The 13,468-nt window shown below is 53.4% G+C and carries 13 protein-coding genes and 1 tRNA gene; 7 read left to right on the top strand and 7 right to left on the bottom strand.

From position 1 onward, the window contains the following. Positions 1–3,348 carry an AAA family ATPase gene (locus EH198_RS13100; protein WP_185702872.1) on the top strand — a complete coding sequence of 1,116 codons (3,348 nt, stop codon included), beginning with the start codon at positions 1–3 and terminating at the stop codon, positions 3,346–3,348. Here EH198_RS13100 and EH198_RS13095 read toward each other — a convergent pair. Continuing rightward, positions 3,335–4,444: a YkvI family membrane protein gene (locus EH198_RS13095; protein WP_124695977.1), complete on the bottom strand. Its 1,110-nt coding sequence runs from the start codon at positions 4,442–4,444 to the stop codon at positions 3,335–3,337. The genes EH198_RS13100 and EH198_RS13095 overlap by 14 nt on opposite strands. A 320-nt stretch (positions 4,445–4,764) precedes the next feature. Between EH198_RS13095 and EH198_RS13090 the strand changes: the two genes are divergently transcribed. Both EH198_RS13090 and EH198_RS13085 read left to right on the top strand, forming a co-directional pair. Beyond that, a complete protein-coding gene (locus tag EH198_RS13090) occupies positions 4,765–5,337 on the top strand; it encodes a xanthine phosphoribosyltransferase (protein WP_124695976.1) in 573 nt (190 codons plus the stop codon). Between the two features lie 118 nt (positions 5,338–5,455). Further along, positions 5,456–5,773 carry a hypothetical protein gene (locus EH198_RS13085; protein ID WP_124695975.1) on the top strand — a complete coding sequence of 106 codons (318 nt, stop codon included), beginning with the start codon at positions 5,456–5,458 and terminating at the stop codon, positions 5,771–5,773. A 31-nt stretch (positions 5,774–5,804) separates the two neighbouring features. On the opposite strand, the gene EH198_RS24650 is transcribed toward EH198_RS13085, so the two are convergent. Next, on the bottom strand, positions 5,805–5,957 hold the full coding sequence (locus tag EH198_RS24650) for a hypothetical protein (RefSeq protein ID WP_185702871.1): 153 nt from the start codon (positions 5,955–5,957) through the stop codon (positions 5,805–5,807). Between EH198_RS24650 and EH198_RS13080 the strand changes: the two genes are divergently transcribed. Next, the gene (locus tag EH198_RS13080; protein ID WP_124695974.1) at positions 5,956–6,171 is read left to right on the top strand and encodes a hypothetical protein; all 216 of its coding nucleotides are present in this window, start codon (positions 5,956–5,958) and stop codon (positions 6,169–6,171) included. The two genes, EH198_RS24650 and EH198_RS13080, sit on opposite strands and share 2 nt — an antisense overlap. A gap of 96 nt (positions 6,172–6,267) precedes the next feature. On the opposite strand, the gene hisC is transcribed toward EH198_RS13080, so the two are convergent. Together hisC and EH198_RS13070 are read right to left on the bottom strand one after the other, a co-directional pair. After that, positions 6,268–7,377: a histidinol-phosphate transaminase gene (hisC, locus tag EH198_RS13075; RefSeq protein ID WP_124695973.1), complete on the bottom strand. Its 1,110-nt coding sequence runs from the start codon at positions 7,375–7,377 to the stop codon at positions 6,268–6,270. Between the two features lie 239 nt (positions 7,378–7,616). After that, positions 7,617–8,051 (bottom strand): YhjD family protein, encoded by a 435-nt coding sequence (locus EH198_RS13070; protein WP_124695972.1) that lies wholly within the window; start codon positions 8,049–8,051, stop codon positions 7,617–7,619. A gap of 182 nt (positions 8,052–8,233) precedes the next feature. Between EH198_RS13070 and EH198_RS13065 the strand changes: the two genes are divergently transcribed. Continuing rightward, a tRNA-Leu gene (locus EH198_RS13065) sits at positions 8,234–8,318 on the top strand. An 83-nt stretch (positions 8,319–8,401) separates the two neighbouring features. Here the strand turns inward: EH198_RS13065 and EH198_RS13060 are convergent. Both EH198_RS13060 and EH198_RS13055 read right to left on the bottom strand, forming a co-directional pair. After that, positions 8,402–9,361 (bottom strand): TIGR03571 family LLM class oxidoreductase, encoded by a 960-nt coding sequence (locus tag EH198_RS13060; RefSeq protein ID WP_124695971.1) that lies wholly within the window; start codon positions 9,359–9,361, stop codon positions 8,402–8,404. A 14-nt stretch (positions 9,362–9,375) separates the two neighbouring features. Continuing rightward, positions 9,376–10,581 (bottom strand): MFS transporter, encoded by a 1,206-nt coding sequence (locus EH198_RS13055; protein WP_124695970.1) that lies wholly within the window; start codon positions 10,579–10,581, stop codon positions 9,376–9,378. A gap of 386 nt (positions 10,582–10,967) precedes the next feature. On the opposite strand from EH198_RS13055, the gene EH198_RS13050 reads away from it, so the two are divergent. Further along, a complete protein-coding gene (locus EH198_RS13050) occupies positions 10,968–11,810 on the top strand; it encodes an aldo/keto reductase (RefSeq protein ID WP_124695969.1) in 843 nt (280 codons plus the stop codon). Positions 11,811–11,885: 75 nt separating this feature from the next. Beyond that, entirely contained in the window at positions 11,886–12,845 is a 960-nt protein-coding gene (locus EH198_RS13045; RefSeq protein WP_124695968.1) for an NADP-dependent oxidoreductase, read from the top strand. Between the two features lie 110 nt (positions 12,846–12,955). Here EH198_RS13045 and EH198_RS13040 read toward each other — a convergent pair whose 3' ends face one another. Continuing rightward, a complete protein-coding gene (locus EH198_RS13040) occupies positions 12,956–13,360 on the bottom strand; it encodes a CHRD domain-containing protein (RefSeq protein WP_185702870.1) in 405 nt (134 codons plus the stop codon). Positions 13,361–13,468: the final 108 nt, after the last annotated feature.

The raw sequence follows: 13,468 nt of genomic DNA, 5'->3' as shown, positions 1-13,468 counted from the left end.
ATGAGAATACAGCGGCTTGAAATCGGCGGCTTTGGCCGTCTTCACAGCAGGGAACTGGAGCTTGCGTCGGGACTCACGGTATTGTACGGTCCCAATGAGGCGGGGAAATCCACGCTGCTGCAGTTTATCCGCGCCATGCTGTTCGGCATTCCCGGCCGGAACTACCCTGCGGAAAGACTTGAGCCTGTACATGGCGGCCTGCACGGCGGCATCTTGACCGCCCGGGACGCCAAGGGAAACGCCTGGAGCATCCGGCGGTACTCCGGAGGTACGGAGGGCGGCAAGGGCGACAGGCTCAAGATTACGGTAAGCGGCATCAACGGAACCGTGGAGGAGCTCGGACAGGACGAGCTGGAGAAAATGCTGCTGGGCGGTGTGTCCCGAACGATGTTCCGACAGCTCTTTGCGGTGTCGCTGGACGAGCTTCAGGAATTGGGGACCCTGCAATCCGAAGAGATGAACAGCTATTTGTTTCACGCCGGCATCGGTGGCGGCGGGGATATTCTAAGGGCGGAGCGGCGTCTTCAGCAGGAGGCGGATAAGCTCTACAAGCCGCGGGGCAAGACGCAGGAGGCGGCCAAGATTCTCCAGTCAATCGAAAAGTTGGAGAGGCAGATAACGGAAAGCCGTTCCTATCTCCCTCGCTACAACGAGAATACCGCAGCGATGCAGGCTGCGGAAATCGAGTTGGAAGAGCTGGAGAACCGCCGCCGGGAGGAAGGCGCCCGGCTGGAGCGTCTGACCAAGGCGCTCGACATCCGCGAGCTTTGGCTGAAATGGGAAGCCGCACGCCAGGAACTGCGGGAACTGCCGAATCTCCCGTATTTTCCAGAGGATGTTCCGGAACGCTGGAAGGATCTTCAGACACGGACCGGAAATGCCGAGCAGGCGGTGGCCCGTGCCGAGCGAATCGCCTCGGAGCTGAGGGAGGAGCTCGCCAGGACGGTCCCCGACCGGCGGCTGGAAGCGCAGGGCCCCCGGCTGGAGCGGCTTCTCCGCGCACAGGGCGGATATGAGAACCGGAAGACGGAACTGCGGCGGCTGGAGGAGGAGCGGAAGTCGCTGCGGGAGCAATTGCGGCGCATTCTGCGCGGCATCCATCCCGGCTGGAGCGCCGCGGAGCTCGCGGATTTCGCCGGAGCCGCCGCAGACCGCGAAGCGGCGCGCCGCTTTGCCGCCTCATTTGCCGCTTACGACCGGCAAATGGAGAGCCTCGCCGCCGGGCGGCAGGCGCTGCGCGTACGCCTTGCCGCGGCGCAGGCGGCGCTGCAGCAGGCCGAGCGGTCGCTCGCGCGGGAGCAGCAGGAAGCCGCCGCCTCCTTTGCGGCGCTGCGGCCCATGAGCCCGCGCGAGACGGCGCGGCTGTGGGACGAGCTGCAGCACGCCGCGGAGCGCTGGCGCGAGGCTCAGCTGCAGCAAGCGCCGCCGGGCGCTGCGGCGGCCCCCGGCGGCCGCGCCGCCGCCTGGCCGCTGCTGGCGCTGGCGGCCGCGCTGACCGCGCTGCTGCCGGCGGCGCTGTGGCTGACCGGCGCGCCGCCGGCCAGCGCCTGGATCGCGTTCGGCGTGCTGGCCGCCGCCGATCTGGCCCTGCTCGCCGGCGGGCGCGGCGCGCGCCGGCAGCGTGAAGCCCCGCCCGTCAGCGGCGGGGCGGAGGCCGCAGCCGAGATGCTGCGGCTGCGGCGCCTGCTGCTCTCCGAGCAGCAGGCGCCGTCCAGCCCGGATGCGGGCGGGCTGGAGGCCGGCATGAAGGAGCTGCGGCGGCTGATGGACGCCTGGACGGCATGGCGCCAGCGCGCCGAGCGGCTGGCCGGCGAGCGGGACCTCCGCCGGACGGAGGCCGAGGCGATGGCCGGCCAGGAGCAGGCGCTGGTCCGCGAGATGGACGCGGCGGAAGAAGACTTCCGCGGAACATCCGCTCGCTTTGAGGAATGGCTTCGCCGCCGGAACCTGCCGGAGGATTTGTCTCCGGAAGGGCTGCCCGACATTTTCGCTCTGGCGGAGCAGGGGAATGATCTGCTGCGCCGGGAGGACGGGCTTCAGCAGCGCATTTCCGAGCTGAAGCGGGAGATCGAAGCGTTTGAGGAGGAATGCAGGGTCTTGATGGCGGAAGCGGGAGAGGCCGTAGATGAAACGGCCTCAGCCGCCGAAGAAGCCGTGCCGGGAAAGAAGATGGCTTCCTCCAGCGCTTCCTCCTTCCTTACCGCCTCCTCGGCCGTAAGACGGCCCGATGATCCGCCCACCTTGCCGGTCGGCGTTCTGCAACCGGATCACTCATTGCCCGAAGAGCCGCCTGCGGACGTTTCGCCTGCCGGTGTATTGTCACCGGCTCCCGTTCCCTTGCCCGTTCCCTTGCCTCTTTCGTCTTCCCCTATCCGCTGGCTGGAAGACCGGGCCGCCGCATGGGAGATGCTGAAGACAGCGCTCCTGCACCGGAAAGACCTGATGTCCCGGCTGCGCGGGACGGAGGAGGAGCTGGAAGAGTACACACGTGAACGGGAAACGCTGCGTCAGATGGGTGACCATCTGCTGAGCGAAGGTGGGGCGGAGAATGGCGAAGATCTGCTTCGCCGCGCCGCGGCCGTTACAAGGCGCCGGGAACTGGAGCGGTCGCTCCGGCACTGGGAACTGGCTATGTTCGGTGGCAGGGACGGGGAAGAAAGACAGGGGCTTCTGGAGCTGCTGGAGCAAAGGGATGCTTACGCGCTGGAAGAAGAGAAGCGGCGGATGGAAGTGAGCCTGGCCGAACTGGAGGAGAGAAGAAGCGGGCTGCTTCAGCTTCGGGGCAGATTGCTGCAGGAGAGGGAGAACCTGAAGAAGAGCTGCCGGGAGGATACCGCGCTTCAGCAGTTGGAGGAGCAGAAGGCTGCGCTGCGAAGTATCGCGGAGCAGTATGCCGTGTCCGCGCTCGCCTCGGAATTAATCGGCCGGACGAGGCGCATTTACGAGCGCGAGAAGCAGCCGCAGGTTCTGACCCTGGCTTCCTCTTACTTCGAGAGTTTGACTGAAGGGGAATATCGGCGGGTCGTGATGACTCTGGGGAAGAAAGAACTGAAAGCCGAGCACCGGAAGGCGGGGCTGCTGGACAGTGGATTGCTGAGCCGGGGAACGGCAGAGCAGCTGTATCTGTCCCTGCGGCTGGCACTTGCCGGAACGATGGACCGTCAGGACCCGCTGCCTTTGCTGTTCGACGATCTGTTCGTCAATTTCGATGAGAGGCGTCTGCATGCGGCGCTTTCTCTGCTTGGCGATCTGTCGTCTTCACGCCAGGTCGTTATGCTGACCTGCCACAGGCATGTAGCGGAAGCCGCCGCCAGACTGGTGCCTGAGGCCTCCATTATTTCCGTGTAGAGCGCGGAACCGATTTGGGGGCGGTGATTGTTGTCGATTTTGTAAAGGCGCCTGCTTTGCCTGGCGGAACCATGGGTGTAAGGATCAATCTGACCGCCCAGACCAGCGACAGCGCGCCGAACATGGGATAGAACAGCCCCAGCAGCGAGCTGAAACCGAATTGGCTGAAGACATAACAGGTCAACATCACCAAGGCGGTAATGACGGAGTGTGAGATCGGCAGGCGCTGCGCCAGTTGAAGCGTGACGCCGTAAATGTCGGCCACAAAGGTGCTGAAAATTTCCAGAAAGATCAGCAGCAGATACACAAGCTGAACCAGCGTTCCGAGCCGGAAAGCGATGCTGCCCATCGGAATCTCGAACTGCAGGATGCCCGGCATGTGCGCGCTCATCGCAAAATGGGCCGCCATCAGCATAAAGCCGATGCCCAGACCGCCGATAATACCGCCGAAGGCAAGTGTCCGATCGTTCTTGGAATGACGCGCCATAGGGACGAGGACGGCCTGCGCCATACCCAGATTGAACGCCGTATACAAAAAAGGCGACAGCCAGGCGGCAATTGCGCTGCGTTCGGTAACAAGCGACATGAAGCGGTGCGCCTCCGGATGTTCAAGCGTGTTGAAAATGATGATAAGCGAAAGGGTTAGCATCAGGGGAACGACAACGCTGTTCATCTGCATAATGCCGGTAATACCCCGTTTCAGCAGAAGATAAGAACCGACTAATGTCACCAGGAGCCCAGTTTGATAATGAAGTCCGAGATGCTCCTCAAAAATGGCTCCCGCACCCGCCAGCATAATGCTGTTGACTCCGATCAGTATGAGCAGCGTGAACAGGCTGATAATGCCGCCTGTGTTTTTCCCGAAGAGGTGGCGGTTGAAATCTTCATACGATTCGGCCCCGATCCGGCGGGCAAGAATCATCATTTTAGTGCCGAGCCAGATGAAGACCCCCGTGGAGAGGATGATGGTCAGCGTTGCCCAGCGGCCGTACTGCGTGAAGAACTGGAGAATTTCCTGGCCGGTGGCGAACCCGGCTCCCACAATCGTGCCTATATAAGTAAAGGCGATTTGCAGCGTGCGGAGCGTTTGTCTCATGGCTCTCCTCCTAAAAGTTTTGCAAGCATAAACCGCGTTGATCATTCTTCGGCAAAACTGACTTCGGAAGCGTGTGCTAAGTTTTGCAAGCATAAACCGCGTTGATCATTTTTCGGCAAAACGGCTTCGAAAGCGTGCGGTAACCTTTCCGGCGAAGCAAAAAATATGGTCTTTCGGCGATGCATTGCCGGACAAGCTTGTGTACTGGCATAGTACAGGTTATGATGTTGAGCAGAAGGACATGACTTCCGCCTGTTTTGCATTGCAAGAATTTTACAGTGGAACGTCCGAAGAGAATGGATAATGGAGGCGTAAGCGTCATGGAATTATTGAAAAAGAGAATTTTGGAGGAAGGGGTTGTCATTTCCGATCAGGTGCTTAAGCTGGACGGACTCCTCAACCATCAGGTCGATCCCGAGCTGACGATGGAAATGGGACGGGAATTTGCGAGGCTTTTTGCAGACCAGGGGGTGACTCGCGTCGTTACCGTGGAATCCTCGGGTATTGCCGTGGCATTTGCCACCGCTTATGAATTGAAGGTGCCGCTCGTTTTTGCACGCCGCAAAAAAACGCTGCTCGCCGATCCCGACGCCTTGTGCGAACGTGTTCCGTCCTTTACCAAAGGGATCGTCACAGATATTATGATTTCGCGCCAGTATATCTCGCCTGATGACAAAATATTGTTCATCGACGACATTATCGCCAATGGCGACGCCGCGCGCGGTCTGATCAAGATTATTAACCGCTCGGGAGCGGAACTGGTCGGACTCGGGGTCGTTGTGGAAAAATGCTTTGAAGCCGGCGCACGGACGATCCGTGAACAGGGCGTCCGCTTGGAATCGCTCGCAAAGATCAAGTCCCTGGCTGATGGCAGAATCGAATTCGAAGAGTAACTTAACGAGTTACAAATCGTGACGAAAATGAGAACAAAGCCTATTTTTATAACAATTGCTTTCCACCCCATACATTTTCATTTATAATAAGGTCAGATATAGGAGAGGAGGCGTCACAATGGGGAAAGAACCGGTGACAGAGCAATTCTTTATTGATAAATTAGCCGAGGCCAAGGATCACTTCGAGCGTGCGCTCGATTGCAAGCACACGGAGTTTGACGATCTGTATCCCTATATGATCGAACATCCTCAATTCTTTTGGTACAAACGCTATGTTGCCTGGTCGGAACTTCTGACTATTGCAGGATTGTGCGAAGAACTGGATTTCGCATGGAGAGAGAAGTTTACAAGCAAACAAGTGGAGTATCTGGAACAACGAGTGATGTCCGCTAAAGTGCTGGACTTCTGGTTCGAGAAGAACGAAGCGCTGATATAGGTCAAACACAAAGAGATGCATATCTCGTTATTTAAATGAGACCCAATGATTCGTCATTGCGGTCTTTTTTATTCAATATAACAATATATTGGCTTCGCGACGGCGCAGCCGTTTCTTCATCATTCGGAACAATCCGGTTCAGGTGCAGGATGCGCTTGTCCCGGGAGAAGGGAGAATTCTGCATGATCAGCGACGAACAGCTGAATGAATACCGTCTCTCTGGCGAAAAGATTCGGGTCGTTCGCGATGCCCTGGAGAGCAACGATGTGATCGGTATCGTTATAGCGTGGGACGGCAGTCAGGTTATGGTCCGCAGACCCAACCGGCGGGTAGTCAAGCTGGACCGGAATTATATGTTTCAGCCCTATGCCGAGCCGCGGCGCCATATTTTTGGATAATGCAGGCAAGGGACAAGCTTTGTAAGGAGCTGCAGCGAGGACGGCCTTCGAGATAAGTCTCGAAAGCCGTCTTTTTCATGTGCAGAATCGGTGGGATCAATCTCCCGGGTTTGGGGTTTGTTCGCTTTCTGGCAGGAGTCTGTTTGTTGCCATCACAATATCCATGAGCGCATCATAAAAGATATCCATTTCTTCATCCGTCCCGATTGTCACACGCAGGTAATTATCGATTCGGGGTTTGGGAAAAAAGCGCACGAAAATATTTCTCTCCCGCAACGCCTCATACAGCGCCTTTGCCCGTATCACCGGGTGGGACATCATTAGAAAATTTGCGCTCGAATCAATGACATGGAATCCCGATTCTCGGAGATGTTCCGTCATTCGGCTCCTGGTTGCGGCTATCCTGCCGATGTAATGTGTGAAGGTCTTCGTATCTTCAAGTGAGGCTATAGCCCCCGCCTGGGCGATCCAGTCGACGGTGAAGCAGTTGATACAATCCCTGACGCGTATGAGCGCTTCAATCAGATTGCGTTGCCCCAAGGCCAGGCCGATTCGCAGACCCGCCAGCGACCGCGATTTAGAGAACGTTCGGATGACGAGCAGGTTGTCGTATTTTGGAATCAGTCCTATCGAGGATTCTCCCCCAAAATCAACGTACGCCTCATCCACAATAACCACTGCCTGGCGATTGCGTTTAATAAGGAACTCAATGTCCTCCAGGGAGATCGTTTTGCCTGTGGGGGCGTTCGGATTGGCCAGTATAACGCCGTCATTGTCGGTGAAGAACCCTTCGATCGGAACCTCGAAGCTTTCCGTCAGCGGAACCGTTCGGTATGACACTCCGAACAGCTCTCCGTACACTTCATAGAAATTATACGTAATATCAGGAAAAAGGATAGTATCGCCCGGGTCGAAAAAAGCCTTAAAGCAGAAAGCCAAAATTTCGTCGGACCCGTTGCCGGCAAAGATCTGCTCGGCCGGGACGCCATAGTGGCGGCTGGCCGTCTCCCGCAAACGGGAGCAGTTCGGATCGGGGTATAGTCTCAGCTTGTCGGTAACGGCTGCTTTCATTGCCTCCAGCACTTCAGGCGAGGGCGGGTAGGGATTCTCGTTCGTATTTAATTTGACCAGTCTGCCTGCCCTTGGCTGCTCTCCCGGCACATAAGGCGCTATCCCCTTGATCGTCTCACTCCAGTATTTGTTCATTGCCCTTCCTCCAATCCCCATCTTATGGCGGCGATGCCGTTCTTCTCTATTTATATGTGCCGGACAGACGCGGAGGAACAATTAAAATCGATCTTGTCTTGACGAAAGCCGGGAAGTGCTTGAGCCTGAGGATAAGGCAGGGGAGATTACCGCTCAGGGCAAACAAAAAACAGCCTGACATATATATGCCAGACTGGAACGGTTGCGGTCCATAATTTCTCTTGATTATTCGGTTTCCGTCAGATGGACAAAGCCATCGGATTGGATGACTCTTCCCGGGCAAGAATGGGGAACTCTCCCGCTAGTCCAAGGTAGGCGCGCATGCGCAGCGTCATCTCCCGGCGGAAGCTCGGCCACTGAATATTCATCTCGCCGGCGATTCCCCGGCACTTGAACTGGGCTTCGACGCCCTTCTGATCCTGCCGGATCGTTGAAATGATGATATTCTGCGACTCCAGCTCGCGTTTGACCTCCTGCAGCATGAGGGCTGTCTTCTTGGCTCCGATGGAGACCAGTTCCATATAGAGCTGGGGCATCTTGAACAGACCGCTCTTGCCGATGGCCCGGCAGTCGCGCTCAAATACTTTATGAATGAACGTTAGCAGCAAATAGCTTCTGACAAGGGACAATTCTTCCTGAGTTGCTTCACGGTTACGCTTTGCAATCGTCGCCATCAGAATCACCTCAATTGTAGTATGCGAACCTTTGTTCTTATTATACATCCGATATAGCAGTGAAAGCAATATTTTTGCAAGCAATTTATGAAAAAAATGTTATTTAAAAAAATCGTTGACTGATATTTAGCGTCATGGTAAGATATATCTTGTGGCCGCGAAAGCGAGCCATTACAAAATACGCGGTCGTGGCGGAATTGGCAGACGCGCACGGTTCAGGTCCGTGTGGGCTAACCCCCCGTGGAGGTTCGAGTCCTCTCGACCGCATCCCTAAAATGAAAAGGTTCATAAAATTGCTCTTGCAGCAGTTTTATGAACCTTTTTTAGTTTGTTGTTCATGGCCCTTATTGTCAACCCTTAAACAAGTGCGGCGGGAAAAGAGGCAGCACGTATTCACCCAGTTCCTGTATGACTTCATCGGCAGGACGATCGCTGTCAAACAGAGCGAAGAAAAGGTGATTGACGCCGATGGAACGGTAGATTTCTAGTAATTCGACCAGTCTGTTCCGGCCTACGCGATATCCAAGCCGGATGGGGGTTTCCCTTTCATCCGGGTTATCCGCCAAATCAAGATGCATGGGCATGGAGAAAGGGCGGAAACCCTCGTTCCCTTGGCGGACAGCCGAATCACGCCATGCCGCTATAACTTCTTGCTGCCGTGTAGGTGCTTGCGGGTAATACAACCAGCCATCACCATTCAGTCCCAGCCAGTCCAGGTCTTGCTGCGCAAAGCCGGTAACAAGGGTAGGAATCTTGTGGTCAAGCTTCGGAACAAGCGTGGTTTGTTCCATATGGCCATAGCTGGAATGAATCAAGGGATAGTTCTCATACAACACTTTTTGAAGATAGGAGAAAGCTTCCCGAAATTGAGTGCCCCGGCTGGGGTGATCAACTCCAAGTCCTTGGAAGTCTGCTCGCCGGTCTCCGGAGGAGATTCCCATAATTAGTCTATGGGGAAACAGCGCTTCAATTGTAGCTGCCTCTTTCGCCAGCCGAAGCGGGTGGCGAAGAGGTAGTACAAGAGCGGATGTACCGAGAGCGATTTGTTTGGTCTGACTGAGAAGATGTGTGCCGTAAATTAAAATATCATAAATTTGTCCGACAGCCGGGTCCAGGAAACTGGGATCTTTCAAGATAACGTCCCGAAGCCAAAGCGCGGTAAAGCCGTAGTTTTCAGCAGCTTGCGCCAACTGGGCCTGATGCGCCATCGTCGGTGCCGTCATTCGATAATTCTCCAGGGGGATGTGAAGGCCAAGCGTTAGCTCGCCTTCTTGATACATCCTTTGGTAACTCTCATGAGATTCAAACATATGCGCGCCCCCGATCAATTCCGCTCAAGCTTAATCGAAACAGCGGTGAGTATAATCGCAACGATAACCATTAAAGAACCGATCCACGGGGTATGCACAAGGCCCATCGTATCGACAACAACGCCGCCGACAAAAGCGCCAATGGCAATGCCGATGTTGAAAGCCGCAATATTAAGCGCCGAAGCAACATCTACCGCTGATGGAACGTACTTTTCAGCCAGTTGAACAATATATAATTGGAGACCGGGAACATTCATAAATGCAAACAATCCCATCAAAATGACTCCAATCAGACCGACCGCTTTAAAGGGAATGAGGAACGTTAGAAGAATCAGAACCGCGGCTTGTATAATAAACATTATGAGCAGTGCGCGGATCGGGTTTTTGTTGGCCCATTTTCCGCCAAAAGAGTTGCCGAATGCTACAGCAACACCATAGGCGATCAGGATAATGTTGATGGCGCCTTGGCTGAATCCGGTAACGTCGTGCAGGAGCGGGTTTAAAAAAGTGAAAGCGACAAACGTGCCTCCATAACCGAGCGCAGTGATCAGAAAGCCCAGTAACAGCCGTCCGTTCGTGATCAACCGGAACATGTCCGAGAATTTGGCGGGAGGTGATTGCTTCAAATCACGCGGGATAAGTATGGAGCTGGAAATGATCGCAATGACACCGAGCAAGGCGACGCTCCAGAATGTCGCTCTCCAGCCGAAGGCTTGCCCGATAAATGTCCCGAGCGGAACGCCTGTAACGATAGCTATCGTAAGACCGGTGAACACAAGCGCGATAGCGCTGGCTTTTTTTTCCGGAGATACTAACTGGACGGCAATCGTCGATGCAATGGAGAAAAAGACGCCGTGAGAGAAGGCTGTAACGAAACGCGCAATCAGCAGCAGTTCAAATGAAGATGAAAGCGCGGCGGTCGCATTGCCGATGATGAAAATAACCATCAGCCACATAAGCAGAGACTTGCGGCTCATCCGATTGCTGAGCGCAGTTAGAATTGGTGCTCCCACAGCAACCCCGATGGCATAACCTGAAATAAGAAGGCCGGCCAGCGTAATGCCGATTTTCAAGTCGTCGGCTATGGCTGCAAGAAGACCTACCGGAACAAACTCGGTTGTTCCGATACCAAATGCGCTAATGGCAAGAGCTAGAAGCGCCCAGTTACCCGATTTTTGCATCTCTTTTGGCTGAGACGCGGATTGTGCATAGTTGCTCATTTATATTTCCTCCACTTTAATTATTTGCATTGAACAGGACTCCAACGCATTTGTTATCTGTATTGCATGGGGTTATTATATAGCTGTACAATCCTCGTGATAAGTAAGTACTTTAAAGTAATGTAGGCACCAAAAAGTACCTATAAAGAAGTATCCTTCATGTTTAAGGAGAGATACTGAACATAATCTTCGAACTTAAGGCTCCGCTTTGCTGAGCTTTTTTGCGCTGTCGTCCGGCATCCTCCCCAAGAGCTTTATAGGTACTTTTAAGTACCTGCGGTACTAAAAAGTACGTACTACACTAAATGAACGATTAAATCTATAATGATACCTGCGCCGGGTCAACGATCCGAATGAACTAGATATCAGAATGGAGGAAAGAATCAATGGCGAAGAATTTACATGATACAACTACTCTGCATAATGGTATAAGCATGCCGTGGTTTGGTTTGGGTGTATTTAAAGTAGAGGAAGGTCCCGAACTTGAGAATGCGGTAAAAACGGCGATCAAACATGGATACCGCAGCATTGATACGGCAGCCATCTATGGCAATGAAGAGGGTGTTGGACGAGGAATCCGCCAAGGGCTTGAAGTAGCCGGGATTGGCAGAGAAGAGCTTTTTGTGACATCCAAAGTATGGAATGCCGATTTGGGATATGAATCTACGTTGGCAGCCTATGAAACAAGCCTCAAAAAGCTGGATCTGGATTACCTGGATTTGTACCTGATTCACTGGCCGGTAGAAGGGAAATTCAAGGAAGCTTGGAGAGCGCTGGAAGCCATTTACAAACAAGGCCGTGTAAAAGCGATTGGCGTAAGTAACTTCCAAATTCATCATCTTGAAGAGTTAATGCGTGACGCAGAAATTAAACCTATGGTGAATCAAGTGGAGTACCATCCCCGTTTGACCCAAAAGGAATTGCAAGAATATTGCAGCGTGCAAGGCATTCAGTTTGAAGCCTGGTCTCCGTTAATGCAGGGTCAATTATTGGATAATCCGGTTATCAAAGAAATTGCCGATAAATACAATAAATCTGTTGCCCAAGTTATTTTGCGCTGGGACTTGCAGAACGGTGTGGTGACGATTCCTAAATCCACTAAGGAAAATCGAATTGTCGAAAATGCCAGCGTATTTGATTTCGAATTAACAAAAGAAGATATGGAACAAATCGATAATCTGAACCAAAATCATCGGGTCGGTCCGGACCCGGACAATTTTGATTTCTAAAACGTAATAAGACGATCCATCCCTTGAAATTTTTTAGGGGTGGATTATTTTTTCAGTGGAAAAGGGGACTGAGTGATGATCGGAATTGGAATTGAGGAATACGGCGATGAACAACAACTGAAGAAGATAGCTGTTCCAACTGAACCTTTGGGACCGGAAGACCTGCTGATTTCCATAAAAGCAAGCGGTGTAAACCCCGTAGACTGGAAAGTGCGGGAAGGGCTTTTGAGAGAAGATTTTCCCTATCGGCTTCCTCTTATTTTAGGTTGGGATGCGGCGGGGAAGGTGGCTGCTGTCGGTTCAAAAGTGACCGAATTTAAGGCGGGGGACGATGTCTTTTTCAGACCGGAAATGGAAAAACAGGGCACCTACGCAGACGAAATCGTGGTACCTGCATGCCTTGCCGCACCGATGCCCCGGGGATTGACTTATGTTGAAGCGGCTTCACTTCCCTTGGTAGGGCTAACGGTCTGGCAGGCTCTTGTGGAAGTGGGGAATGTTCAGCCAGGGGATAACGTACTTATTTTAGCCGGAAGCGGCGGGATTGGTTCAATTGCCATTCAGTTGGCCAAAGCACGCGGCGCCTATGTGGCAACGACGACAAGCTCTAAGAACAGTCAATTCGTACGTGATTTGGGCGCGGATGAAGTTCTCGCTTATGACCTGGGGAGCATGAATACAACAACGGAATTTGACTTTATGCTGGATACGCTTGGGGGCTCGTCTTATGGGGATGCTCTGAAATTCATGAAGAAAAATGCAACAGTGGCTACCATCATTAGCGAGCGGGATGCCATTCGTCCCGATTATGCAGATACATTGGAAAAAGAACGTCAGTTGACGGTTAAGTTTGTGTTTACTCGTCCGGACGGAAGGAATTTGAACCATATTCGTGAGCTTGTAGAAGCACGCCAAATAAAGCCGGTTGTAACCGAAGTCTTGCCGCTTACAGTTGACGGAGTCAGACAAGCCCACCTTTTAAGTCAGACAGGGCGGACAAGGGGAAAGATTGTTTTGAGTAATATGAACGGATAAATCAGACCCCATCCATATATATGCCAAACGAAAAAGCCTCCTGGTGAAGGGGGCTTTTTCGTTTATTATCGTTGAACGCGGGCTGCTTTTTTGCTATGATCCCGCCATTTTTACGCCTTTTTGATTTGTCCGCGGATTTCTCCGTCCGGATGTTGTATCGTGTGGACATTCGCGTAAGTATTGCCACGTTTAATTTCATTGACTAAGGATCTTAATGTCATCCCGCGCTGAGGCCCGACTAAGTCCGCCGCTGTGAGGGTTCCCCGCACAACCCCTCTCCTTACTGAGATGCCAAACTTGTTTGGGCCGAACAGAAATGCGACAACAGGACCGTTCTGCCCTCTCCGGCCCAGATGGATATGAGCTTGAGTGACCCGGGAAATGTTTCTTACGGTTAGAACGAAAAACAATTTTCTGCCGTCGCGGCTAAGCTTGAAGATAGCGGTTCCGAAAGCTTGTGTCCGGACCGGAGGCACCTCATTTCTGCCAGATAAAATAGCTCTGAATGTTCTCATGATATTCTCTCCTTTCGGAATAGATAAAGTATCTTATTCCGGTTAAGAGAGAATGACATGTTCAAAGGCCTAAGGCAGTTGTCAATTGTTGACTGCCGTCCGCCCTAC

This window comes from Paenibacillus rhizophilus (genome assembly GCF_003854965.1).
In the GTDB taxonomy this organism is placed as follows: domain Bacteria; phylum Bacillota; class Bacilli; order Paenibacillales; family Paenibacillaceae; genus Paenibacillus_AQ; species Paenibacillus_AQ rhizophilus.
The sequence above is the reverse complement of the archived record's forward strand: the minus strand, read 5'-3'. Positions and strand labels throughout refer to the sequence as shown.